The organism is Achromobacter marplatensis (assembly GCF_049060505.1).
Classification (GTDB): Bacteria; Pseudomonadota; Gammaproteobacteria; order Burkholderiales; family Burkholderiaceae_B; genus Achromobacter; species Achromobacter marplatensis_A.
The window spans coordinates 555,386-579,085 of the sequence record NZ_JBMGRB010000002.1 but is presented as its reverse complement, the minus strand read 5'-3'; the positions used below and the strand labels follow the sequence as shown (position 1 = coordinate 579,085).

Annotated in this window: 21 protein-coding genes; 10 read left to right on the top strand and 11 right to left on the bottom strand. The window is 66.4% G+C overall.

From position 1 onward, the window contains the following. Positions 1-49: 49 nt before the first annotated feature. Together ACI0FO_RS07440 and ACI0FO_RS07435 are read left to right on the top strand one after the other, a co-directional pair. A complete protein-coding gene (locus ACI0FO_RS07440; RefSeq protein ID WP_416025404.1) occupies positions 50-2,116 on the top strand; it encodes an NAD(+) synthase in 2,067 nt (688 codons plus the stop codon). Between the two features lie 118 nt (positions 2,117-2,234). Beyond that, the gene (locus ACI0FO_RS07435; RefSeq protein ID WP_006218942.1) at positions 2,235-2,573 is read left to right on the top strand and encodes a P-II family nitrogen regulator; all 339 of its coding nucleotides are present in this window, start codon (positions 2,235-2,237) and stop codon (positions 2,571-2,573) included. Positions 2,574-2,703: 130 nt separating this feature from the next. On the opposite strand, the gene gspF is transcribed toward ACI0FO_RS07435, so the two are convergent. Next, complete coding sequence (gene gspF / locus ACI0FO_RS07430; RefSeq protein ID WP_416025402.1) at positions 2,704-3,909, bottom strand: type II secretion system inner membrane protein GspF; 1,206 nt, start codon at positions 3,907-3,909, stop codon at positions 2,704-2,706. A gap of 177 nt (positions 3,910-4,086) precedes the next feature. On the opposite strand from gspF, the gene gspD reads away from it, so the two are divergent. Beyond that, entirely contained in the window at positions 4,087-6,465 is a 2,379-nt protein-coding gene (gspD, locus tag ACI0FO_RS07425) for a type II secretion system secretin GspD (RefSeq protein ID WP_416025400.1), read from the top strand. Then, on the top strand, positions 6,462-7,889 hold the full coding sequence (gene gspE / locus ACI0FO_RS07420; RefSeq protein ID WP_416025398.1) for a type II secretion system ATPase GspE: 1,428 nt from the start codon (positions 6,462-6,464) through the stop codon (positions 7,887-7,889). Before gspD ends, gspE begins: the two co-directional genes overlap by 4 nt. Positions 7,890-7,990: 101 nt before the next feature. Here the strand turns inward: gspE and ACI0FO_RS07415 are convergent, their stop codons facing one another. The 8 genes from ACI0FO_RS07415 to gspG form a co-directional block, all read right to left on the bottom strand. Continuing rightward, positions 7,991-8,749, bottom strand: a complete 759-nt coding sequence (locus tag ACI0FO_RS07415) for a type II secretion system protein N (RefSeq protein WP_416025396.1) — start codon at positions 8,747-8,749, stop codon at positions 7,991-7,993. Further along, positions 8,749-9,336, bottom strand: a complete 588-nt coding sequence (gspM, locus tag ACI0FO_RS07410) for a type II secretion system protein GspM (protein ID WP_416025394.1) — start codon at positions 9,334-9,336, stop codon at positions 8,749-8,751. The genes ACI0FO_RS07415 and gspM overlap by 1 nt, the downstream gene beginning before the upstream one ends. Beyond that, the gene (gene gspL / locus ACI0FO_RS07405; RefSeq protein ID WP_416025392.1) at positions 9,333-10,325 is read right to left on the bottom strand and encodes a type II secretion system protein GspL; all 993 of its coding nucleotides are present in this window, start codon (positions 10,323-10,325) and stop codon (positions 9,333-9,335) included. The genes gspM and gspL overlap by 4 nt, the downstream gene beginning before the upstream one ends. Before the next feature lie 241 nt (positions 10,326-10,566). Further along, positions 10,567-11,520: a type II secretion system minor pseudopilin GspK gene (gene gspK, locus ACI0FO_RS07400; protein ID WP_416025391.1), complete on the bottom strand. Its 954-nt coding sequence runs from the start codon at positions 11,518-11,520 to the stop codon at positions 10,567-10,569. After that, the gene (locus ACI0FO_RS07395) at positions 11,517-12,128 is read right to left on the bottom strand and encodes a PulJ/GspJ family protein (RefSeq protein ID WP_416025389.1); all 612 of its coding nucleotides are present in this window, start codon (positions 12,126-12,128) and stop codon (positions 11,517-11,519) included. The genes gspK and ACI0FO_RS07395 overlap by 4 nt, the downstream gene beginning before the upstream one ends. Before the next feature lie 17 nt (positions 12,129-12,145). Beyond that, positions 12,146-12,547: a type II secretion system minor pseudopilin GspI gene (gene gspI, locus ACI0FO_RS07390; protein WP_416025387.1), complete on the bottom strand. Its 402-nt coding sequence runs from the start codon at positions 12,545-12,547 to the stop codon at positions 12,146-12,148. Beyond that, a complete protein-coding gene (gspH, locus tag ACI0FO_RS07385; RefSeq protein WP_416025386.1) occupies positions 12,534-13,022 on the bottom strand; it encodes a type II secretion system minor pseudopilin GspH in 489 nt (162 codons plus the stop codon). Before gspH ends, gspI begins: the two co-directional genes overlap by 14 nt. Next, positions 12,994-13,422, bottom strand: a complete 429-nt coding sequence (gene gspG, locus ACI0FO_RS07380; protein WP_416025384.1) for a type II secretion system major pseudopilin GspG — start codon at positions 13,420-13,422, stop codon at positions 12,994-12,996. The genes gspH and gspG overlap by 29 nt, the downstream gene beginning before the upstream one ends. 41 nt (positions 13,423-13,463) lie before the next feature. On the opposite strand from gspG, the gene ACI0FO_RS07375 reads away from it, so the two are divergent. Continuing rightward, positions 13,464-13,694 (top strand): hypothetical protein, encoded by a 231-nt coding sequence (locus ACI0FO_RS07375; RefSeq protein ID WP_416025382.1) that lies wholly within the window; start codon positions 13,464-13,466, stop codon positions 13,692-13,694. Positions 13,695-13,757: 63 nt separating this feature from the next. Here ACI0FO_RS07375 and ACI0FO_RS07370 read toward each other — a convergent pair whose 3' ends face one another. Then, a complete protein-coding gene (locus ACI0FO_RS07370) occupies positions 13,758-14,201 on the bottom strand; it encodes a hypothetical protein (RefSeq protein WP_416025381.1) in 444 nt (147 codons plus the stop codon). 195 nt (positions 14,202-14,396) lie between these two features. Between ACI0FO_RS07370 and ACI0FO_RS07365 the strand changes: the two genes are divergently transcribed. The 4 genes from ACI0FO_RS07365 to ACI0FO_RS07350 all read left to right on the top strand — a co-directional run bounded on the left by ACI0FO_RS07365 (position 14,397) and on the right by ACI0FO_RS07350 (position 21,041). After that, positions 14,397-16,370: a PhoX family protein gene (locus ACI0FO_RS07365; RefSeq protein ID WP_416025379.1), complete on the top strand. Its 1,974-nt coding sequence runs from the start codon at positions 14,397-14,399 to the stop codon at positions 16,368-16,370. Positions 16,371-16,605: 235 nt separating this feature from the next. Next, positions 16,606-18,612, top strand: a complete 2,007-nt coding sequence (locus tag ACI0FO_RS07360) for a nucleotide pyrophosphatase (RefSeq protein WP_416025377.1) — start codon at positions 16,606-16,608, stop codon at positions 18,610-18,612. 21 nt (positions 18,613-18,633) lie between these two features. Continuing rightward, positions 18,634-18,834 carry a hypothetical protein gene (locus ACI0FO_RS07355; RefSeq protein ID WP_416025375.1) on the top strand — a complete coding sequence of 67 codons (201 nt, stop codon included), beginning with the start codon at positions 18,634-18,636 and terminating at the stop codon, positions 18,832-18,834. Between the two features lie 35 nt (positions 18,835-18,869). After that, entirely contained in the window at positions 18,870-21,041 is a 2,172-nt protein-coding gene (locus tag ACI0FO_RS07350) for a phosphocholine-specific phospholipase C (RefSeq protein WP_416025373.1), read from the top strand. 3 nt (positions 21,042-21,044) lie between these two features. Here the strand turns inward: ACI0FO_RS07350 and ACI0FO_RS07345 are convergent, their stop codons facing one another. Then, positions 21,045-21,947, bottom strand: coding sequence for a LysR family transcriptional regulator (locus ACI0FO_RS07345; protein WP_416025371.1), 903 nt, complete (start codon positions 21,945-21,947; stop codon positions 21,045-21,047). Between the two features lie 106 nt (positions 21,948-22,053). Here ACI0FO_RS07345 and ggt point away from each other — a divergent pair, with 106 nt between their 5' ends. Then, a complete protein-coding gene (ggt, locus tag ACI0FO_RS07340) occupies positions 22,054-23,682 on the top strand; it encodes a gamma-glutamyltransferase (protein ID WP_416025369.1) in 1,629 nt (542 codons plus the stop codon). The last annotated feature ends 18 nt before the right edge of the window (positions 23,683-23,700 follow it).

Genomic DNA, 23,700 nt, shown 5'->3' with positions numbered 1-23,700 from the left:
TAATGCGGGGGTTGGAACTCAGTCATCATTGACCCAGGCGATCACCCCGATGTCGAACCCGTTCTTCAACCTGTATTCCCATGGCTTTGCCCGGGTGGCGGTCGGCGTGCCCGAATGCCGCGTCGCCGATCCGGCGTTCAACGCCGCGCAAACCATCGAGCTGGCGCAGCAGGCCGCCCAGGGCGGCGCCGTGCTGGTGGCGTTTCCCGAACTTGGCCTGTCGGCCTATACCTGCGACGACTTGTTCCACCAGAAGGCCTTGCTGGACGAATGCGAGGCAGCGGTGGCGCAAGTGGTGCAGGCCACGGCCGAACTGGATATTGCCGTCATCGTCGGCGCGCCGCTGCGCGTGTCGCACCAGTTGTTCAATTGCGCGATCGTGGCCGCGGGCGGGCGCGTGCTGGGCGTGGTGCCCAAAAGCTACCTGCCCAACTATGGCGAATTCTACGAAGCGCGCCAGTTCAGCGCCGCCGATTGCGCCGCCGCGACCGAGATCCGCCTGCTGGGCGAAACGGTGCCTTTCGGGCCCGAGCTGCTGTTCCAGATGGAAAAGCTGCCGCTGTTCCAGTTCCACGTTGAAATCTGCGAAGACGTCTGGGTACCCATCCCGCCGTCCTCGTTCGCCGCGCTGGCCGGCGCCACCGTGCTGGTGAACCTGTCGGCCTCGAACATCGTCGTCGGCAAGTCGGAATACCGGCACCAACTGGTGGCGCAGCAGTCTGCCCGATGCCTGTCGGCTTATATGTACACGTCGGCGGGGCGGGGCGAATCGTCCACCGACCTGGCTTGGGACGGCCAGGCGCTGATTTACGAAAACGGCGAATTGCTGGGCGAATCCGAACGCTTCCTGAACCATTCCCACCTGCTTTTCTCGGACGTGGACCTGGACCGCCTGTCGCGCGAGCGCATGCGCCAGACCACGTTTGGCCAGTCGGCCCGCCGCCACCAGGACGAGGTGCGCAAGTTCCGCGCCGTGCCGGTGCCGGTGACCCCGCCATTGGACGACGCCGAGCTGCCGCTGGAGCGGCGCGTGGCGCGCTTTCCCTATGTGCCGGCCGATCCGCTGCGCCGGGATGCCCGCTGCAAAGAGGTTTACAGCATTCAGGTGCAGGCGCTGGCGCAGCGTCTGTCGGCCAGCAAGATGTCGAAGGTCGTCATCGGCATTTCCGGCGGGCTGGATTCCACTCACGCGCTGCTGGTGTGCGCCCAGGCCATGGATACGCTGGGCTTGCCGCGCTCGAACATCCTGGCCGTCACCATGCCGGGCTTCGCCACCAGTACCCGCACGCTGCAGCAGGCGCGCCGGCTGATGGCGGTCGTGGGCTGCACGGCTTCTGAAATCGATATCCGCCCCAGCTGCCTGCAAATGTTGAAAGACCTGGGCCACCCCTATGCGGACGGCAAGCCGGTCTACGACATTACGTTCGAGAACGTACAGGCGGGCGAGCGCACCAACCATCTGTTCCGCCTGGCCAACTTCAGCAACGCCATCGTCATCGGCACGGGCGATTTGAGCGAACTTGCACTAGGCTGGTGCACGTATGGCGTGGGCGACCACATGTCGCACTACAGCGTCAACGCCAGCGTGCCGAAGACGCTGATCACGCATCTGGTGCGCTGGGTGGCCGAGTCCGGCCGCCTGGGCGGCGAGGGCGCCGAGGTGCTGCTGGACGTGCTGGGAACGGACGTAAGCCCCGAATTGGTGCCGGGCAGCGCCGACGACAAACCGGTACAGAAAAGCGAAGCGTCCATCGGCCCTTACGAGCTGCAGGATTTCAACCTGTACTACACGCTGCGCTACGGTTTCGCGCCGACCAAGGTGGCTTTCCTGGCGCTGGCAGCCTGGCGCGACCGCGATGCCGGCGCCTGGCCCGATGCCGCTCATGTGGTGCGCAACCAGTACGATCTGGCCGCCATCAAGCGCAACCTGAAGATCTTCCTGGACCGGTTCTTCCGCACAAGCCAGTTCAAGCGCACCTGCGTGCCGAACGCGCCCAAGGTCGGGTCGGGCGGTTCGTTGTCCCCCCGCGGGGACTGGCGGGCGCCCAGCGACTCCGAATCTGTCGTGTGGTTGCGCGACGCCGATCGCATTCCGGACACGGCCCCGGACGCCTGATACGGGTTCTCCCGCTAGTGCGGCGCGACGCCGGTGGTATTCTCTTATTCATTGCGCCTTGCCTGCCGGAACGGTACGGCAGGGCGCCGCAACAGATCAAAAACCCAGGACGACCAACGTGAAACAAGTCACCGCCATCATCAAACCCTTCAAGCTCGACGAAGTTCGCGAAGCGCTGGCCGAAGTCGGCGTCAGCGGCTTGACCGTGACCGAGGTCAAGGGTTTTGGCCGTCAGAAAGGCCATACCGAGCTCTACCGTGGCGCGGAATACGTGGTGGACTTCCTGCCCAAGATCCGCGTTGAAGTCGTGCTGCCCGATGACCAGGTGGAAGCCGCCATCGAAGCCGTGGTCAAGGCCGCGCGCACCGGCAAGATCGGCGACGGCAAGATCTTCGTCAGCCCGGTCGAACAAGCCATCCGTATCCGCACCGGCGAAAGCGACGAAGAGGCATTGTGAGCCTTGCCTGTCGATCATTGAAGTAACCAGAGGGCTGTCCCCGCGCGGGGCGGCCCTTTTCGGTGCAGCCGTCTTCACGGCAATCGTGTTCCGGGCCGCATGTGCGCGCGGATGGCGGCGCGGGTCCGCGTTAGCGGATCAGCTGGTTCATCTCAAGAATCGGCATCATCACCGCCAGCACGATCAGCAGCACGAATCCCCCCATCAGCAGGATCAGCGCCGGCTCCAGCAACGCCGTCATCGCCATCGCGCGCCGTTCCAGGTCGCGCGACAGGTTCTGCGCGCCGCGATCCAGCAACTCGGGCAGGCGGCCGGTCTTTTCGCCGCTGGCGATCAGGTGCACCAGTAGCGACGGAAACACTTTTTGCGCGCCCAGCGACGCCGACAGCGCGGCGCCTTCGCGCACGCGCGCCGACGCTTCGTCCACGGCCTGGCGCAGCACATCGTTGCTTAATGTGCGGCGGGCGGCGTCCAGCGCGGTCAGCAGCGCCACGCCGCTGCCGCACAGAATCGCCAGCGTGGACGCGAAGCGCGCCGCATTCACCCCCAGCACGAAGCGTCCCGCCAGCGGCAGCCGCAACACGCGCGCGTGCCAGGCGCGCCGTGCCGCCGGCGCCCGCAAGGTATAGCGCCACAACGCGATCAGCAGCACCAGCGCCACGCCCGTGGCCATGCCCCATTCGCGCACATAGTCGGACAACGCCAGCATCACGCGGGTCAGTAACGGAAGCTGCTGCTTGGCGTGGTTGAAGGCGGACACTACCTGCGGCACCACATAACCCAACAAGAAGATCACGATGATGATCGACACGCTACCCACGACCGCGGGGTAGATGAATGCCGTCATCACCTTGCTGCGCAGGGTGTTGCGTTCTTCGATGTAGTCCGCCAGCTTTTCCATGACCTGCGCCAGATCGCCGGACTCTTCGCCCGCGCCGATCAGCGCGCGGTAGATCTCGGGGAAGTCGCGCGGCCGCGCCGCCAACGCGGTGGATAGCCGGTGGCCGGCGCGCACGTCATCGCGCACGCCGCCCAGCGTGGCGGCGATGTGCTTTTTTTCGGCCTGCTCCAGCGTCGCGGACAGCGCGGCGTCCAACGGCAGCCGCGCGGCCAGCAGGCTGGCCAGCTGACGCGTCAGCCACGCCAGATCGGCGTCGGATAGACGGGTGCGCAAGCTGGCGCCCAAGCCTTCCGCGCGCGCCGCCAATGCCGTCGACAAGGGCAACAAACCGCGGCCGCGCAACTGGTTGCGGGCACCGCGCTCGGAGTCGGCATCGATCGTGCCGCGCACGATTTTTCCAAGCGCGTCGGTGGCTTCGTAACGGAAGGAAGGCATGGTGAAAGGCATGGGCCGCACGCAAAAGCGAAACGTGCAAAAGCCCCGAATTTAAAGGGTTTCCAGCCAGTATGTTGCATGTCAAATATGACCGTAGTGTTGCACTGTCACCCCGTATACTCCGACGCGCTTTCACGTTTTTTCACACGATTTCACGTCTCAGGCACCTATCTCGTCATGCGTCATCTTGCGCAGTTCAGCCTTGCGGTCTTGCTAGCAGCAAGCCAAATCGGACCGGCACTCGGCACCGCCCACGCCCAACAGGCAGACAACCGTGTCAGCCTGAATTTCGTCGACACCGATATTCCCGCCGTGTTGCGCGCGCTGTCGCTGTTCACGCATCGGAATTTTCTGGTGGATCCCCGCGTCAAGGGAAAGCTCACGCTGGTGTCGGACCGGCCCGTCGATAGCGGACAGGCGCTGGCCATGCTGACAGGCGCGCTGCGGTTGCAGGGGTTCGCGATCGTCGATGTCGATGGCGTGACGCGCGTGGTTCCCGAGGCTGACGCCAAGCTGCAAGGCAGCGCAGTCGTGGGCAACACACGGCCCGCTGCGCCCGCGCCGGGCGCGCCTGCCGGCGGTGCGGCACGCGGGCCGGTGCCGGTGGCGGCGTTCGCCAAAGGCAGCAGCAGCGGCGAAATGCTGACTCGCGTGTTCCCGTTGAAATACGAGAACGCCGCGAACCTGGTGCCGGTGCTGCGGCCCATGGTGCCGCCGAACAATCCCATCAACGCCTACCCCGGCAACAACACGCTGGTGGTGACGGACTACGCGGACAACCTGGAACGAATCGCGCAAGTCATTGCGCGCATCGACGTGCCCAGTTCCATCGACACGGACGTGGTGCCCGTGCGATCCGGCATCGCGACCGACATCGCCATCCTGGCGTCGCAGTTGCTGGATACGCAAAGCAGCGACCCCACGCAGCGTATTGCCGTCGTGGCCGATCCGCGCAGCAACAGCGTGCTGGTGCGGTCCGGCAGCCCCGCGCGCACACGGCTGGCCCGCGATCTGATTCTGAAACTGGATGCGCAGCAAAACCGGGCGGGCAATCTGCATGTGGTCTATATGCGCAACGCGCAGGCCACGCGCATCGCCGAAGTGCTGGGCGGCTTGCTGACCGGGCAGGCGAATGCCGCGCCGGGCGCCAACGGCGCCGCCGGCGGGGCGTCGGCGCCCACGGGTGGCGCGCAAGGCGGCGCGCGTCCGCAGAACACCGCGACGAATCCTGGCAGCCAGATGGGGCAAGGCATGTCGGGGTCGTCCAAGGGCGGCTTGTCAGGCGAACAGGAACGCATCGCGCGCGAAGACAACAATACGCAGGCCGTCTCGTATTCGGCGGGCGGCGCCACCATCCAGGCGGACCCGGCGACTAATTCGTTGATCATTTCAGCGCCGGAACCGCTGTACCGCAGCCTGCGCGAAGTGATCGACCAACTGGACCAGCGGCGCGCGCAAGTGCTGGTGGAAAGCCTGATTGTTGAAGTCAGTGAACAGAAAGCGGCGGAATTCGGCATCCAGTGGATGACGGGCGCAGGCAACATCAACAGTGGCGGCACCAGCTTCATCGGCGGCACCAACCTGGGCGGTAGCGGCATCACGGGCACGGGCCCGACATCCATCGACGCGCTGGGCGGTGGCTTGAGCCTGGGCGTGGTGAAGGGCACCGTGGACGTGCTGGGCAACGAGGTCATCAACCTGGGCGTGCTGGCGCGCGCCATGCAGAATTCGGGCGAAGCCAACATCCTGTCCACGCCGAACCTGCTGACGCTGGACAACCAGTCCGCCAGCATCCTCGTGGGCAAGACCGTGCCGTTCGTGACAGGCCAATACGTGACCTCGGGCAGCAACGGCAGTTCCAATCCGTTCCAGACAATCGAACGCGAGGACGTGGGCCTGAAGCTGAACATCCGACCGCAGATATCGGAAGGCGGCGCGGTCAAGCTGGATATCTATCAGGAAGTCAGCAGCATCGACGAAAGCCGTTCGAACTCTACCACCGGCATCGTGACCAACAAGCGCGCCATTGACACTAGCGTGCTGATCGACGACGGCCAGATCATCGTGCTGGGCGGCCTGCTGGAAGATAACGTGACGTTGACCACCAACGCCGTGCCGGGGTTGAGTTCGCTGCCCGTGATCGGTTCGCTGTTCCGCTACGATTCGCGCAAACGCACCAAGACCAACCTGATGGTCTTCTTGCGGCCCTATGTCGTGCGGGATGCGAACCGCAGCGCCAGCGTCACCATGGACCGCTACGACTACATGCGCCGCGCGCAAGGGGTGGCGCAGCCCGCCAATCATTGGGCGCTGCCGGACATGCAGGCGCCGATGCTGCCCGCGGCGGGCTCCCCGCCGTCGGTGTCGAACAATGCTTACGACCTGCGCCCCGACCAGCAGGCGGCCACGATGCGCCGCCCGCCGCCCGCCACCGTTGAATCCTTCGCCGTCCGGCAGGTGCCGGGCATGGCGTCCCAGCGCGATGCTTCGACGGCGTTTCGCGTGTCGCGGTCGCTCACCATGGGCGTGGCAGTGGACCCCGAGTCGTTGCTATGAGCGCGCATCCCTTGCCCTATGCCTGGGCGCGCGCACAGCGCGCCGTGCTGTCGCTGCGCGCGGGGCAGGTGCAGTTGACGGTCAGCCCGCGCACCCCGGAATGGGCGGTGCGCGAGATCCGGCGCTGCCACGGCGATGTCGCGTTGACGCAGGTGGACGACGACGCGCTGGAAACCTTGCTGACGGCGGCCTACAGCCATTCCGAGGACGCCGCGTCCGTCATGGGCGTGGCCGAAAACGAAATCGATCTGGACCGGTTGCTGCAGGACATGCCCGAAGTGGCGGACCTGCTGGACGCGCAGGACGACGCCCCGGTGATCCGGATGATCAACGCGCTGTTCGCGCAAGCGGCGCGCGACGGCGCCAGCGACATCCATATCGAGCCCTTCGAGACGCATTCGGTGGTGCGCTACCGCGTGGACGGCACCTTGCGGGACGTGGTGTCGCCGCGCAAGGCGCTGCACGCCGCGCTGATTTCGCGCATCAAGATCATGGCGCATCTGGATATCGCCGAAAAGCGCTTGCCGCAGGACGGCCGCATTGCGCTGCGCGTGGGGGGAAGGCCGATCGACGTGCGGGTATCCACGTTGCCGACCGGGCATGGCGAACGCGCCGTGCTGCGCCTGCTGGACAAGGAGGCGGGGCGGCTGCAGCTGGAGCGGCTGGGCATGTGCCCCGAGGTGCTGGCCCAACTGGATCGCCTGATCCGCCAGCCGCACGGCATCGTGCTGGTGACCGGCCCGACGGGCAGCGGCAAGACCACCACGCTTTACGCCGCGCTGAGTCGGCTGGACGCTGCCACCAGCAACATCCTGACGGTCGAAGACCCGATCGAGTACGACCTTAACGGCATCAGCCAGACCCAGGTCAACGCCAAGATAGACATGAGTTTCGCGCTGGCGTTGCGCGCCATCCTGCGCCAGGATCCCGACGTGATCATGATTGGCGAGATCCGCGATCTTGAGACGGCGCAGATTGCCGTGCAGGCGTCGCTGACGGGCCATCTGGTGCTGGCCACGCTGCACACCAACGATGCCGTGTCGGCGGTGACGCGCCTGACGGACATGGGCGTCGAACCCTTCCTGCTGGCGTCGTCGCTGCTTGGCGTGCTGGCGCAACGTCTGGTGCGCAAGCTTTGCCCGGAATGCAAGAAGCCCGCCATGCTGGATGGCAAACAGGTGTTCCACCCGGTCGGATGTCCGGCCTGCAACCACACGGGCTACAGCGGGCGCTCGGGCATCCACGAGCTATTCACGGTGGACGACGAGGCCCGGCGCCTGATCCACGAGGGGCGCGACGAACGCGAATTGCGCCTGGCCGCGGTGGCGGCGGGCATGCGCACCATGCGCCAGGACGGCCAGCGCTGGGTGGATGGGGGGCAGACGGCGCCCGAGGAAATCGTGCGCGTGACGCGCGACGCATGATGCCTGGCATGGCGTAGCGGGTGGCGCCGGCGGCAAGTCGGCGCCCGGAATCTGGAGGCTCTGGCGCCCGCGCCACGCGCGCGGCCAGGCGCCGGTCGACGCTACTTGCCGACGCCGAACACCACCGTATCCTTCGTGCGCCGCCCCAGGGTCGACATCAGTCCGTCCAGGGCGGCGCGTTGCGCTTGCGTCGCCGAAGACGCGAACGTGGCCTGGCCTTCGAAATTGACGCCGCGCGCCGTCACGCTGCCCTGTCCGGACACTGCCAGCACGCCGTTTTCGGTGCTGAGGAGAAGGGCGGCGCCCGGTTTGCCGGTGCCTTGCAGCCGCAGCAGGTAGGTGCCCACCGGCGCAACGGAGGTCAAGGCCGTGCCGGCATTACGCCAGCGCAGATCGGCGATCGGACCGGACGGCAGGGCGCCGCCCAGGCGCAATGCCTGCCAGCTGATCTCGAGCATGCCTTCGGGCGCCAACGTGTTCCACGGCGCGCCCAGGGCGGGCAAGACGGACGCCGGCACGCGCAGCGACTGGGCCGGCAATGAGATGCCGGCCCAGCCCACGCGGGCGCGAAGCGGGCCTTGCAGCCACGGATGCGAGACTTCCAGCGCCATCGCATCCCAGCGCCATCGCCATTGCACCGCTTGCGGCAGAACACGCCGCGATCCCTGGGCGCCTAGCGCGATCCAGGCGCTGCCTTGCCATAAGGTGCCGCTGGCGTCGGCCAGCGTCACCAGCGCGGGCTCGGGCTGCAAAGCCAGCAGCCAGCGCGCCGGCAGCACGCTGATACCGGCGGCAGCCGCACAGGCGCCGCTGGCCAGCAGCAGGGCGGCGGCGCGTTTGTTGATCGGGGGCAGGGCCATCAGCGGGCGCCTGCCTTGTCCGGCAAGGCCAGCGTCACCTGACCGTTGACCAGACCGGGCAGCGGCCGGCCGTTCGGGTTGGCGGCGCGGGTCAACTCGACCTTTTGCGTGGACAACCCCCAATCGCGGCCCGCCCCTTCCAGCCAGCGCAGCAGCGCCGATGATGGCGCCTGGTTCAGTTCCAGCCGTACACCGCTGCCGGATTCCGGTTGGCCCAGCGTCCACATGCCCGCCGGCAGGCCGCCGCGTTCCAGGCTGGCGCCCAATTCCGCCGGGGTAGGCATGCTGGCGGCCGGGGCAGCCGAGCGTTGGCGCAACGACCGCGCCCGTGATGTCAGGTCGGCGACGCTGGCGGCCTGGGTGCGTAGCGCGGGCAATTCCGCTTGCAGCTTGCGGACGGTGTTCAAAGGCGGCTCGATGAAGACGACGAAGACAATGGCCGCGCCTAACAGCGCGGCTGCGCCGGTGACCAGCCGGCGTTCGCGCGGCGCCAGCGCCGCGTAGCGCTGGCGCGCGCGGGCCAGCGCTGGGTCCACGGGTTTGCGGACGGATTGCCAGGCGTGTTGCAGGCGTTGGTTCAGGGTCATGGTTGCTTGCGCAGGATGCGCCAGGTGTTGTCGGTGTCGCTGCGCTCCAGTTTCAGGCCCAATGCGGCGGCCTGCTGGATCAGCGCCGGGGTTTCCGCGACGCGTTGGGCTTGCTCGCCGGCATCGGCCAGTTGCAGGGTCAGCGCCTGGTCGGCATAGCTCAGGCGTGCCACCTTGTCGGCCGCGAAGGGCAGCGTCTGCGCGGCGGCGCGGGCCAGGGGCAGGAAGTCCGCCGCGCTGGCCGAACCCCGATTGGCCAGCAGCGCGTCCAGGCCTTGCTGGGCCTGCCGTGCCGGGTCCAGCACCACGGGCAAGTCGGGGAAGGCGGCCAGCACCTGCTGGCGCATGCCGTTCTTCAATGCGTCGGCTTCGGCGCTCAATTGCGCCGCATGGATGTTCAGGCCTGCGATCCAGACCACGGCTGCCGCCGCGCCCCAACGCCAGACGGGACGCCAGCGCGAGACACGGGCGGGGGCCAATTGCGGCATTGCCAGCGACCACGACGGCGATGCCGCCTGCCAACGCGGATCCGCCGGGTCTCGCAAGGGGGCATCCGAGGCGGGCGCCAGCGTCTGCGGGGCGATGAGCGCATGCGCGCGCAAGCCTTGCGCATTCAGCAGGCCCCAGGCCCGGCGCACGGGTTCGCGCGGCGCCCAGGCCAACGGAACCTTGCCGTCCGCACCGCGCGGGCCATAGCCGATCGCAAGCGCGTCCAGATCGCTTAGCACCAGCGGTTCCAGGGCGCTATGGACCGCGGCGGCCATGCGCGCGCGGGCGACGGCGGGAATCTGCACGGTGGTGGCGATGACATCCGCGGGATGCAGCACCGCCTCGCACGCGGCATTCGGATAGGCGTTGCCCAGCGCCTGCAAGGTCATTTCGCCTTGCTGCACGCAACGCCCACGCCGGTCAAACCAGGCATAAGGCAACGGCGAACCGGCGCCGAACTCATCCAGAACAGGTAACGCGATACGCAGGGAGTTTTTCATCGCGGGGCCGTTCCCAAGATGAAAACGCCCCCCCGGGGGGCAGCAAGCCCGCGAAGCGGGTGCGGCATGGGGGCATTATTCAGCGGGGCCGTCCCCAAGATGAAAAGGCCCCCCTGGGGGGCAGCAAGTCCGCGAAGCGGGTGCGGCATGGGGGCATTATTCAGCGGGGCCGTCCCAGAGATGAAAAGGCCCCCCTGGGGGGCAGCAAGTCCGCGAAGCGGATGTAGCGTGGGGGCGTTATTCAAGGGGTTTCTCGTGTCCATATCGTGTCGGGCGCCGCCGGCGGCGCGCTGCGTACCAGGGCTTGCATGGAAACCCGGGCGCGTTCGTAGACCACGGTGCCGCTGGCCATGAACCAGCCGCTGGCCGTCGTAACGGTGGGCGCGGGCGAGTCCACGCCGGTGCCGGTCAGCCGGTTGGCGAAGTCGCCGGTGTTGTTGAACCAGTTGCCGCGGTCGCGCTCGCCCGTTATCGCGCGCGCCTGGCTGAGCGACAGGCCGGGCACCAGCGCGGCGATGACCTCGGCGGGCGCGGTGTTGACGTTGACGCTGGTGGCGACTGGCAAGACCGTCATCGTCAGGCGCATCGCGTTGCGCGCGGGCGGTTCCAGCCCAAGCTGGGCGGCGATCTCGTCCACGCCTCGGGGCAGCGGCGCGCGCGCGTCGGGCGCGGCGACGGGCCGGCCATTCGACGACGACGGCGAGTCCGCCGCCAGCGCCGGTGGCTGGGCGGCGGCGATGATGTCGATGATGTGGCCGGCCAGGCTGTCGGGCAGTTGCTGGATGTTCAGTAGCCGGCGCAACACCTTTTCCTGCTCGGGGTTCGGCACACCGTTGCGGGCCAGATTGCTCAGGTTGTACTTCCCCTGCTCGTCCTGGACGCGTCCCGAGAATACGGCGACGCGTTCGTCGCCAGGCCGTTCGATGCGCGTGTCCAGCACCGGCGTCGCCCAGATCTGGTCGCCGCGGGTCGTGGACTCGCGCTTGCCATGATCGCGGATGACCAGCCGCGCCCAGTCAATGCCGCCGGCGAGCATGACGCGGGCCTGCACCCGGGCCAGTTCGTTTTCCACACGACGCGTGCTGGCGGTCTGGCGCTGGAACAGGCTTGTCGTCAGCGCCGCCACGATGGCGACGATGATCAGCGCGCTAATGACCGCCGCGCCGCGTTCGTAAGCCGGAGGGCGGGCCGTCATGGCAGCTCCAGGATGCGGATATAGCGCTGGGGGGCGTTGGCCGCGCCGCGTTCCAGCGTGATTTCAATGCCGGTCGGCGCGGTGGCGAAGCTGGCGTTGGCGTCGACCCAGCCCGTGCCGGGGATCCAGGCGCGCACGCCCAGCGCCCGGACGCCGGGCAAGAGCAGCACGGCGTCGGTCGCGGCCGGCAGCGGACTGCGCGGCGCCGACGGACCGCTGGCACGCCACAGGCCGTCCGCCCGCACCTGCCATTGCACGCGCTGCCACAGGCCGTTGCCGTCGGGGTCGGGCCGCAGCAGTTCCAGGGCGTTGCCGCCGCTCGTCCGCCGCAACAGGCGCAAGCCCGTCGTCAACGCCAATGCGTCTTTGCCTGCGGGGTCGAAGGCCGGCCCGGAATAGGACAATTCGACATCGCGTCCCATCTGGCCCAGGGTGCGGACGATGGCGTCCGTGTCTTCCGCTTCTTGCTCGATCCAGTCGCGCGCGCTGGACACACTGGCCAGCCCGCGCCACGCCATCAGGCTGACCAGCGCCATCAATGCCAGGGCCACGAGAACTTCGATCAGCGTGAAGCCGGCCTGGGCGGTATGGGCGGGAGACGATCGCATCGGTGCGGCGCGCATGCTCATCGCAGGCTGGACAACAGCCCGTCCAGTTGCAGCAGCACCGCGTCCGGACGCGAGGACGCCGCGTCATGGACGTTCACGGAAACCTGCCGAAAGCTGCGGTTCATGGAATTGGTGAACACCAGTTCGCATTGCAGCGCGCGGCCGCCTTGCGGGCAGGGCACCGTCTGCGAGCCGGCACGCGGCAAGGTCTGCTCCAGCCGCAGCTGCGTCAACGCGTTTTGCGCGGCCAGCAGCGCCAGCGTCTTGTCTTGCAAGGCGCGGTTGTTGGCCGACATGACGCCGGTTGCGCGCAGGGCGGCGGCCATCGCCACGGCGATGATGGCCAACGCCACCAGCACCTCGATCAGGGTGAAGCCGCGCTGGCGCTCAGCGGAGCGGGGCGATTCAACGGATGTCATAGCGGCCGGAGGCGTCGCGTTGCAGGGTGATGCTGGCGTCGCCCGCGTGCAGGGTAAGCGTCATGGGGGGGGCCACCCATTCGGTGTTGAACACCAGCGGACGGTCGGGATTCAGCCGAAGCTGGACCGCGCCCGCCCGCCAGGTCTGGGCACGCAACATATCGTCGTGTTCCAGGTGGTCGACTGGCACGGGCGTATCTTCCTGGGCGCTGGGGCCCGGCAGGCGGCCCTGGCGTTCGAAGGACCAGCCCTGGTCGTTCGCCAGCCAGCGGATGGCGCGCCCGTCGCTGCGGGCTTCGCTTTGCGCCACGGTGAAGGCGTCGGCCAGGCGCTGCGCATCGCTGCGCAGGCCGTTGTCGCTTTTCCCGATGGACAGGCTGACCATGCTGGCCGCAATGGCCACGATCACCAGCACCACCAGCACTTCGACCAGCGTGAACCCGCGTTCAGAGTTCCCAGGAACCGATGTCGGCATCGCCGTTTTCTCCCCCGGGCTTGTTGTCGGCGCCGAACGAGAAGACATCGATGTCGCCCTTGACGCCGGGGCTCAGGTATTGGTACGGATGGCCCCAGGGGTCGTTGGGCAGCTTGTCGAGGTAACCGCGCCAGTTATTGGCGCCATCGGGTTTTTCGGCCAGCGCGCGTAGTCCTTGCGCCGTGTTGGGGTAGCGGCCGTTATCCAGCCGGTAGAGCTTGAGCGCCTGCATGATGCCCGCGATGTCCTGGCGCGCGGCGACTTGCCGGGCCTGATCGGGACGGTCGAGCACGCGGGGCACGATCAGGGCCGCCAGGATCCCCATGATCACAATCACCACCATGATTTCGATCAGGGTGAAACCTTGCTGGCGGGCTAGCCCGCGCGGTAACTGGCGCACTTTGCAACTCCGGTATTCAGTAGAAGCCCGGAATTGTGGACATGAAATATGACAGTAATGCGTTGCGACGCCGCCCGCCTGCTACCATGGCCCTTCTACAAGGAGCGGTAATGGCTACAAAAGAGAAGTCTTCGACTGGATTGGCAGCGTTGGTTGAAAAGGCGCTTCAACAGAAGAAGCAGGCTGCCGCCACACAGAAACCGGCAGGGTCGTCCCTGTCGAACCTGGCAGGCCGCAAGCAAATGGGCCGCCCCGCGGGCCGTAAGCGCTGATTGGCGGGCGCTTGAAAGGAAGCGCCGCCTGACCCGCAATCATCAGATTCAAGCCCCGGCGTTTCAATTCACCTGCGCGATCCCCGCTGGCGCCGCCAACGCGGCGGGGGTGGCCAGGCGATTCAATCTTCCCCCTTGCTCTACCGTCACGGCGTCCGCTGCGATATCGCGCAGCACGATGCCCGGGGCCACTTCGCCGCCCGCGCGATAAGCCAGCGGCGGGCCGCCATCCACGCTTAGCACCGCCGCGCCATCCGGGCCGGCCGCGATCAGGCCCAGCACGCTGATCTGCGTGCGCATCACTTCGTCTTTTCCGAACCACAGCGCCACGGGCGTGTTGTCGGCTGCGCGCGGCGCGGGCGCCGACACGGCTGGCGGCATCGGGCCGGGCCGCGGCGCAAGCAGTACCGCGGCCCAAACACCCACGCCCGCGGCAAGCGCCAGCACGGCAAGGACGCGCAGCGTGGCGGGCGCGGAGGGCAGAGAGGGACGCAGGAAAAGCGGCATAAGGGCGATAACGCACACGAAAAGCGACGCGCCCGACTATAGCGGTTGATCATGACAACGCCGATACCGGTAATCCGCGTTCGATTCAGGTTCCGTACAGTTTTTTGTCATGGCGCTTACACGGCGCGTCTCTAGCATGCGGGCAACGCTCGATTTTCCCCGAGCGCCTTTATCCGATCCAACTGGGACACCCGCATGCAAGATACGAATCAAGCCAATCGCCGCCGACTCCTGAAGATGCTGGGAGGAGCGCCGATGCTGCCGATCGGCGGCGTCAGCATGGCTGCGCTGCTGGCCGGCTGTAATTCGAGCGACGATGATGACGACAGCGATGGCTCGACGAATCCGACTCCCAATCCCAATCCGCCCACCGCGCCAGTGACGTTTTCGTCCGCCGCGTTCACGTCGATGCCCGCGCCGACCCTGGCCACGCCGGAACTGATGGCGCGAACAACCGTGAGCTCGGCCATGGCGCTGACGTTCAGCGACGGCTCCAAGCGCACCGTCGAACTGGGCTACGAGCCGTTCTTCGTGACGGGCGACGCCGTGCCGGACGGCAAGGGCGGCACGATGGTGGCGGGCGGGTACTTCAACCTGGCCGGCGCGCCCATCATGGATAACTCGGTGCCCGCCCGCGCACGCCAGTTCTTTTCGAACTGTCCGGACGGCACGTCTTTGCTGGCGCTGTCGGAACCGACGAAGGTCGCTGGCGTGGCCGGCAACGCCGTCTACGCCGTGGTGCAATTCGAATACCAATCGATGGACCAGGCGGGCAACGACATGTACGGGTTGCTGCCGTCGCCGATTGCCGTGCTGACCCTCTCGCAAGACCCGAACACCGGCAAACTGAGCTTGGTGAAGTACAGCAACGTGGACACGGCATCGGTGCACGGCCTGTGGATCACCTGCGGCGCCAGCCTGTCGCCCTGGGGCACCCACCTGTCCAGCGAAGAGTACGAGCCCGACGCGACGATCGCCCGCACGCAGGCGTCGTTCCAGACCTACAGCCAGAACGTCTACGGCGACCCGGCCAAGGCCAACCCGTACCACTACGGCCATATGCCGGAAGTCACCGTGCATCCGGACGGCACGGGCAGCATCAAGAAGCACTACTGCATGGGCCGCATTTCGCACGAGCTAGTGCAGATGATGCCTGACCAGCGCACCGCGCTCATGGGCGACGACGCCACCAACGGCGGCCTGTTCATGTTCGTGGCCGATCGCAAGGCCGACCTGTCGGCGGGCACGCTGTACGTGGCCCAATGGACCCAGACCCTGGGTACGGGCCCGGGCGCCGGCACGTTGAAATGGATCAAACTGGGCCATGCCACCAGCGCCGAGGTCAAGGAGCTGGCTGACCGATTGGTGGCGGCCGACATCATGGACGTGCGCACCGCCGACCCGGCCGACGCGTCCTTCACCAAGATCCGCTACAGCGGCAAGGATAACTGGGTCAAGCTGCAGCCGGGCCGCCGGCAGGCCGCGGCTTTCCTGGAAACGCACCGGTATGCGGCGCTGGTGGGCGGCACGTTGGCCTTCACCAAAATGGAAGGCACCACCGTCAACGCCAAGGACAAGATCGCTTACAGCGCCATGTCGCGCATTGAATCGTCCATGATCGACGGCAAGGTTGCGGGCCTGAAAGTGGAAGCCAACGCCGCCGGCGCGGTGTACCAGTTGCACCTGCAAGCGGGCCAGGTCGACACCGATGGCAATGTGATCGACAGCGAATGGGTGCCGGTGGACATGGGCGCGGTGGCGGAATTGGTCGGCAAACCGCTGGCTACGCCGGATGCGCTGGGCAACACGCACAACGCCGATTTCGTCTCGAACCCCGACAACCTGAAGTTCTCGGAAAAGCTGCGCACGTTGTTCGTGGGTGAAGACAGCGGCGGCCACGTTAACAATTTCATGTGGGCCTACAACGTCGATACGAAGGCGCTGTCACGCTTGCTGTCGTGCCCGGTGGCCGCGGAATCCACGGGCCTGCAGGCCGTGGACGAAATCAACGGCTGGACCTACATCACCAGCAACTTCCAGCACGCGGCCGACTGGGGCGGCATACACGCGGTGGTGCGGCCGACGCTCGAACCGCTGGTCAAGGCCAACTACAAGGATGGCTTCGGTGCGGCCGTCGGCTACCTGACCGGCGTGAAGATCGGCGCGTAGCCCGCGCGGCACCCCGGCTGAACCGCGCAGGCCGCGAAGCGGCGCGCGCGGTTCAGCCACGATCGCAGGGACCGGCACGCCGGTCCCTTTTTCATGCGCGGACACATCCCGATTTTTCGCAAAAGAATCCTGATCCGTCGATCAGGCTTTCTGTCCTTTGTTTCATGGGGCCTTCACCTTGAGCCGCCACTATGTGCGCAGCGTAAAACCCTATTCATGAAACGAGAAGATAAGCATGCAAGCATTGAATTGGAGAAGATGGTGCGCCATGTTGCTGGCTACCAGCGCATTGGCGGGCTGTGGGGGCAGTGACGATGACGACGAGACCGAGGCGCCGCCGACCGCGCCGCCGGTGACCGAGCCGGGTAAGCCGGCCGTCGAGAAAGTGCTGTTCATCGGTGTCGACGGCCTGACCTATGACGCCATGCGTCAAGGCGTGGCGGACAAGTCCTTGTCCAACATCGGCCAGTTGACCATCACGCGCGCCTGGACGGGCGGCGTGACGGGCGGGGTTACGCAACAGCCCACCTTGGCGGTTCCCGGCTGGGCCACGTTGCTGACGGGCCAGTGGGCCGACGCGCATGGCGTGCGGTCCAACGCCGCCGGCCAGGCGATGAAGGCGCCCAGCTTGTTCCAGCGCGTGAAGGCGGCGCGTCCCGACGCCCGCGTGTCGGCGGCCTTCAATTCGACGTTGCTGGCGGGGTTGGTCGGCGGCGACCGCGACGCCGGTTACCTGCAAGCCGTGACGGACTGCGCGGGCGTTGACGATTGCGTCGCCACGCAAGCGCGCGACCGCATCACGGAAGGCTATGACGTGGTGGTGGCCCAGTTCGGCGCCGCCGAGCGCGCCGCCTCGGATAGCGGTTTTGGCGCGAATTACCAAGCGGTCATCCGTCAGACGGACGCCGCCGTGGGCGTGCTGGCCAAACAGGTCGCCGACCGCCGCGCCGCGAACCCCGGCGAGAACTGGCTGATCGTCGTGGCCGCCAGTCATGGCCTGGACAAGACGGGCGCCAGCGACGGCCTGCCCATGTCGTTGAACAAGACTATCGTGCTGGCGACGAACCAACCTGCGATGCTGGGGGGCACGTCGGACGACGCGTCGTTCGACGGTGTGTGGGACAACAACTGGTATGCGTTGCCCAGCGCCGCCGATGTCGCGCCGACGCTGCTGGCCCATCTGGGCGCACTGCCTGCCGCGGGCGCCTACGATATGGCGGGCACGCCGCTGTCCGAACCCCTGGCCCTGCGCCGCCTGGCGGCCCGCACGTCCATGGACAACAAGACCGTGACACTCTCGTGGGTGCGTGTGGGCGCAGCCGGGGACGAAATCGTGGTCAGCCGCGACGGCGCCGAAGTGGCGCGCTTGCCGGCGGCCGCCACGGAATACGCGGACACGGGTTTCACCTTCGATACCGAAGGCGTGCATGCGCTGAACTACAGCGTGTCCGCTGGCCGCGCCGTCAGCGCGACCCGCGCCACGGTGGTCTATGCCAAGCCCGTGCCGTTGCTGGCTTCGCTGCGCACCGGCCTGACGATGCTGTTCCCGTTCGAAGGCAATGTGACCGACGTGGCGGCGGGCGGCGGCGCGATCACGCCATACGACGGCGTGCAGGCGCCGGCCTACGCCAACGCGGGCGTGTTCGGCAAGATGTTCCAGAACGAGCGCGGCGCCGCCGCCTTGGGCGCATTCAAGCTGGACTACCCGGCGGGGCTGCTCGACACCTTGCCGGTCTTCACGATCGGCTTTTGGTACCAGTCGGACGGCACGGCCAACGACCGTTCGATCCTGGGCAACAAAGACTACAACTCCGGCGGCAACCCCGGCATCACCATCGCCCAGTGGGCCGGCCCCGAGCTGCGCTTCAACGTGGCGGGCGGCGGCGTCCGCGCTGATATCAACGGCGTCAAATTCACGCCGAACAAGCCCGTGTACGTCGCCATGACCATCGACAAGCCCGCCAAGATGATGACGGCGTTCGTGTACGACAGCGAGATCGGTTTTACGCGCCGCAACATGACGACGGGCTCGGTGAACCTGGCGCTGGTGGCCGGCCTATTCGGTCCGCACATCGGCCTGAACGAAGACGGCCTGGGCACCTACGGCGTCTGCTGCGCCGGCACCAAGGGCCCTTACACGATGAATTTTGACGATCTGGCCTTCTGGTCGCGCGCCTTGACCGAGACGGAAGTCAGGTCCCTGGCGCTGTCCGGCAAGTCCGTTTCCGACCTGTTTCCCTGATTGGTAAGGATAGAAAAAACCATGAGCAAGTCCCTGATATTGCGCGGTTTCCTGCGCGCTGGTGCGGTGCTGATGTTGACGGCCACGCTGGCCGCATGCGGTGGCGACGATAGCGACGACAGCAACCCCGACAACGGTGCCGGCACGCCCGGCAATGGCGGCACCGAAACGCCGGTGACGCCGCCCACCCCGGCCAAGCCCGAACTGCGTTGCGCGCCTTGAACCGCGCTTTCTCCCGAGTCATAGGAAACGAAACCGTGAAGTCCGAAAAAGACCCGATCCACACTGGCAAGCGCCGCTTCCTGCGCAACGCCGCGGCGTCCACCGCCGGCCTGACCGCGCTGTCGATGTTCCCGCCCGCCATTCGCCGCGCGCTGGCCATTCCGGCCAACAACCGCACCGGCACGATCAACGACGTCGAGCACGTGGTCATCCTGATGCAGGAAAACCGCTCGTTCGACATGTACTTCGGCACGTACAAGGGCGTGCGCGGTTTTGGCGACCGCATCACGATCCCGTTGCCGCAGAACCGTTCGGTCTGGGAACAGACCAACGGCACGCGCGTGGTGATGCCGTATCACCTGGACAGCACGCAGGGTAATGCCCAGCGCGTGTCCGGCACGCCGCACGACTATATGGATGCGCAAATGGCGTGGGACGGCGGCCGCATGGATCAGTGGCCGCGCTACAAGCAAAACCAGTCCATGGGCTACTACCGCCAGAAAGAAGTGGACTTCCAGTTTTCGCTGGCCGAAGCCTTCACGCTGTGCGATGCCTACCACTGCTCGACCCACGGCGGCACCAACACCAACCGCCTGTTCCTGTGGACCGGCACCAACGATCCGCTGGCGCAGGGCAACGGGCCGTCGACCCGCAACCAGTGGGACAGCCTGGGCGCGTCCACCACCGGCTGGACCTGGATGACCTACCCGGAACGGCTGCAAAAGGCTGGCGTCAGCTGGAAGGTCTACCAGAACTTGCCCGAGAACTTCGGCGACAACTCGCTGGCCGGTTTCCAGCAATACCGCCGCGCCAACGAACAGGCGGGCAACGCGGCCAACGGATCGCCGTATCCGGCCTGGACGCCCAGCATGGATGCCGCCAACCCGTTGTACAAGGGCACGGCCAACACCATGCCCGATGGCGGTTTTCTGCAATCGCTGCGCGATGACGTCAACAACGGCACCTTGCCGCAAGTGTCCTGGATCGTGGCGCCCGCCACGTATTCCGAACACCCCGGCCCGTCCAGCCCGGTGCAGGGCGCGTGGTATATCCAGGAAACGCTGGATGCGCTGACCTCGAATCCGGATGTGTGGAGCAAGACGGTCCTGTTGATCAACTTCGACGAAAACGACGGCTACTTCGACCACGTGCCGTCGCCCGCCGCGCCGTCCCTAAACCCCGATGGCTCGATGGCCGGCGCGTCCACCGTCAATACCGACCTGGAACGCCACACCCACGCTTCCGCCCAGGACGCGGCCGACAACCGCGTCTACGGCCCCGGCCCGCGCGTGCCGATGTACGTGGTGTCGCCGTGGAGCCGTGGCGGCTGGATCAATTCCCAGGCGTTCGACCACACATCGGTGCTGCGTTTCCTGGAAGCGCGCTTCGGCGTGCCGGAAGACAACATCAGCCCGTGGCGGCGTGCCGTGCTGGGCGACCTGACGTCGGCCTTCAACTTCGCGACGCCCAACGACGAAAAGCTGCCTGACCTGAACACGCTGACGCGTGCCGGCGCCGACCAACTGCGCACCGACCAGCAGGCACTGACCGCCGTGCCGTTGCCGGACACGACGACGCAGGCCAAGCCGGTGCAGGAAAAGGGCTACCGCTACGCGCGTGCCTTGCCCTACGAGCTGCACACCAGCGGCCGCAGCCAACCCAATATGGGCAGTATGTGGCTGGTGTTTTCCAACACGGGCAAGCAGGCGGCGGTTTTCCATGTGTATGACCGCCTGCATCTGGACCGCTTGCCGCGCCGCTATACGGTAGAACCCGACAAGCAGCTGGAAGGCAGTTGGGATACGGCGGCCGATGGCGGCAAGTACGATCTGTGGGTGTTGGGCCCCAACGGCTATCACCGCCATTTCGCGGGTGACCTGGCGCTGGCGCGCACGTCGCAGCTGGATCCGGAAATTCGCGTCTGCTACGACATTGCCAATGGCGACCTCTATGTCAGTTTCATCAACACCGGCAAGGACGCCTGCACCTTCGAAGTCACGCCCAACGCGTACTACACCAATAACGAGCGTTGGACGCTGACCGTGCCGGCAGGCAGCAAGGTCGAACAACATTGGGCGCTGGAAGGCAGCGGCCACTGGTACGACTTCACGGCCCGCCTGTCCGAAGACCCGTCCTACCTGCGCCGCTTCGCCGGCCACGTTGAAACGGGCAAGACCTCCATCACGGATCCGGCAATGGGCACCTGATCGTCAGGTGGCGGTTTGCGGTTCGCGCGCCCGGAATGCCGTGGCGCACGCGTCGCAGATCGCCGCCGTAATCCCTTGGCGCGCGTGTTCGCGCCGTTCCAGCATGCCGATGGCCCGCGAAAGCGGGCCTAAGTCTTCTGGCAGCGTCAATATCCGTAGTTCCGGGCTGTGCTGCCAGTTGGACCCGTTGATCAGCGGCAGCAGGGTCACGCCGACTTCCTGGCGCACCAGTTCCACCAGGGTCTCGATGGCGTTGAGTTCCAGGAACTCGTTCAGCGGCACCGCCAGGCGCCGCAGCAGGCGGTCGATCTGCAGCCCCGTGCGCTGGGTGCGGTCGAACCGCAGGAAGGGGTTGTTCGCCAATACCTGACGGGCATCCTTGCCCGTGGCGGACGCCGGGGCGATCACCACCAATTGCTCTTCATAGAGCGGGGTCCAGCGCGTGCTGGCCATCTTGCGTCCGGCTTCCACCAGGAACGCCGCGTCCAGTTCGCCGTCTTCGACCTTGCCGGCCAGCTCGCTGGCCTTGCCCGACAGAATGCGCACGTCCAGCTTCGGATGGGCCTTTTTCAGGCCCGACACGACCTTGGACAAGGTTCCCATGCACGACACGATGCTGCCCACCGACACGGCGCCCGCCAGTTCGCCGGGCACGGTGCGCGGCAACCTCATTCGGTCGTATAAATCCAGTAAATGCTTGATTTCCGGTAGCAATTCCCGGCCGGCTGCGTTAAGAATGGCAAGACGCCCGCTACGGTCGAACAGTTCGCGGCCCAGTTCGGCCTCCAGCGAACGCATCTGGAAGCTGACGGCCGCCTGGGTCAGGGCGACCTGCTCGGCGGCTTCGGAAAAAGAGCCGTGGTGCGCAACGGCCAGGAAAGTGCGCAAAAACCGGATGGTGCTCATCGCTGCGACCCATAAAAATTTCTTTTATGACGGAACAAAAAATCAAATTGATTTAATTAGATCACGAGAGTACCTTCGCCTGCTTACCCGTTATGAGACAAGCCACATGAAATCCTTCGACTGGGGCAACCCGTATCCTTCCGTACGCATCCCGCTGTTCGCGCGCAACGTGGTGTCCACGTCGCATCCGCTGGCAGCCCAGGCGGGGCTGCGCATGCTGCTCAAGGGCGGCAATGCCGTGGACGCCGCCATCGCGGCCGCGGCCACGATCGTCCTGGTCGAACCCGTGTCGTGCGGCCTGGGCGGTGATTGCTTCGCCATCGTCTGGGATGGCAAGGAACTGCATGGCTTGAACTCGTCGGGCGTGGCGCCCGCCGCCTGGAACACCGAATACTTCAAGGCCAAGTACGGCACGGGCCCGGACGGCCTGGCCATTCAGCCCAAGCGCGGCTGGGATGCCGTGACGGTGCCGGGCGTGGTGGCCGGCTGGGCGGCGTTGCACGAGAAGCTGGGCAAGCTGCCGTTCGAACAGCTGTTCGAACCCGCCATTGAAATCGCCGAGCGTGGCTACGCCGTGCCGCCGGTGGTGGCGCACAAGTGGGCCGCCGCCGCCGACGAACTGAAGTCGCAGCCGGGCTACGCCCAGGCGTTCCTGCCGGAAGGCCGCGCGCCCAAGGTCGGCGAGCATTTCCGTTTCCCCGATGCCGCCAACACGCTGCGCCGCATCGCCGAATCCAAGGGCCGCGACTTCTATGAAGGCGAACTGGCCGAACGCATCGCCGCGTTCAGCAAGGAATGCGGCGGCGCGATGACGCTGGAAGACCTGCGCAATTACCGTCCGGACTGGGTCAAGCCCATTTCCAAGTCGTATCGCGGCTACGAGCTGCACGAGATCCCGCCCAACGGGCAGGGCATTGCCGCGCTGATCGCGCTGGGCATCGTGGAACGCTTCGACATGTCCGACATCCCGGTGGATTCGGTGCAATCGCAGCACATCCAGATCGAAGCCATGAAGCTGGCCTTCGCCGATCTGTACAAGTACGTGGCCGACCCGCGCGCCATGCAGGTCACGCCCGAGCAAATGTTGTCGGACGCCTACCTCGACAGCCGCGCCAAGCTGATCCGCCTGGACCAGGCGACGCACGCCGAGGCGGGCCGCCCGCACGCCGGCGGCACCATCTACCTGACCGCCGCCGACGAGAACGGCATGATGATTTCGTTCATCCAGTCGAACTACATGGGTTTCGGGTCGGGCGTGGTCGTGCCGGGCACCGGCATCAGCATGCAGAACCGGGGCGTGGGTTTCTCGATGGACCCCAAGTCGGCCAACGTGGTCGAAGGCGGCAAGCGCCCGTTCCACACCATCATCCCGGGTTTCCTGACGCGCGGCGGCAAGCCGGTCATGAGCTTTGGCGTGATGGGCGGCGACATGCAGCCCCAAGGCCATATGCAGACCGTCGTTCGCATGATCGACTACCACCAGAACCCCCAGGCCGCCTGCTGCGCGCCGCGCTGGAAGGTCAACCGCGACTTCACGCTCGACATCGAGACCAACATGAAGGCCTCGACCATTGCAGGCCTGAAAGACCTCGGGCATGCTTTGAAGTCCGTTGACGATCCCTACATGGACTTCGGCGCCGGTCAGTTCATCTGGCGCATGTCCGAGAACGACAACGAACTGGGTTACGTCGCCGCCAGCGACAGCCGCCGCGACGGCCAGGCGGTGGGCTTCTAAACGTTAAGTTCGCAAGCA

Coding starts and splice junctions, on each gene's coding strand:
- gspM (WP_416025394.1), bottom strand. CDS start 9,336: ATGACCCTGAACCAACGCCTGCAACACGCCTGGCAATCCGTCCGCAAA.
- ACI0FO_RS07395 (WP_416025389.1), bottom strand. CDS start 12,128: ATGCGATCGTCTCCCGCCCATACCGCCCAGGCCGGCTTCACGCTGATC.
- ACI0FO_RS07365 (WP_416025379.1), top strand. CDS start 14,397: ATGCAAGATACGAATCAAGCCAATCGCCGCCGACTCCTGAAGATGCTG.
- gspF (WP_416025402.1), bottom strand. CDS start 3,909: ATGCCTTCCTTCCGTTACGAAGCCACCGACGCGCTTGGAAAAATCGTG.
- gspE (WP_416025398.1), top strand. CDS start 6,462: ATGAGCGCGCATCCCTTGCCCTATGCCTGGGCGCGCGCACAGCGCGCC.
- ACI0FO_RS07370 (WP_416025381.1), bottom strand. CDS start 14,201: ATGCCGCTTTTCCTGCGTCCCTCTCTGCCCTCCGCGCCCGCCACGCTG.
- ACI0FO_RS07415 (WP_416025396.1), bottom strand. CDS start 8,749: ATGGCCCTGCCCCCGATCAACAAACGCGCCGCCGCCCTGCTGCTGGCC.
- ACI0FO_RS07440 (WP_416025404.1), top strand. CDS start 50: ATGTCGAACCCGTTCTTCAACCTGTATTCCCATGGCTTTGCCCGGGTG.
- ACI0FO_RS07355 (WP_416025375.1), top strand. CDS start 18,634: ATGAGCAAGTCCCTGATATTGCGCGGTTTCCTGCGCGCTGGTGCGGTG.
- ACI0FO_RS07375 (WP_416025382.1), top strand. CDS start 13,464: ATGAAATATGACAGTAATGCGTTGCGACGCCGCCCGCCTGCTACCATG.
- gspK (WP_416025391.1), bottom strand. CDS start 11,520: ATGACGGCCCGCCCTCCGGCTTACGAACGCGGCGCGGCGGTCATTAGC.
- gspH (WP_416025386.1), bottom strand. CDS start 13,022: ATGCCGACATCGGTTCCTGGGAACTCTGAACGCGGGTTCACGCTGGTC.
- gspL (WP_416025392.1), bottom strand. CDS start 10,325: ATGAAAAACTCCCTGCGTATCGCGTTACCTGTTCTGGATGAGTTCGGC.
- gspI (WP_416025387.1), bottom strand. CDS start 12,547: ATGACATCCGTTGAATCGCCCCGCTCCGCTGAGCGCCAGCGCGGCTTC.
- gspD (WP_416025400.1), top strand. CDS start 4,087: ATGCGTCATCTTGCGCAGTTCAGCCTTGCGGTCTTGCTAGCAGCAAGC.
- ACI0FO_RS07360 (WP_416025377.1), top strand. CDS start 16,606: ATGCAAGCATTGAATTGGAGAAGATGGTGCGCCATGTTGCTGGCTACC.
- ggt (WP_416025369.1), top strand. CDS start 22,054: ATGAAATCCTTCGACTGGGGCAACCCGTATCCTTCCGTACGCATCCCG.
- ACI0FO_RS07345 (WP_416025371.1), bottom strand. CDS start 21,947: ATGAGCACCATCCGGTTTTTGCGCACTTTCCTGGCCGTTGCGCACCAC.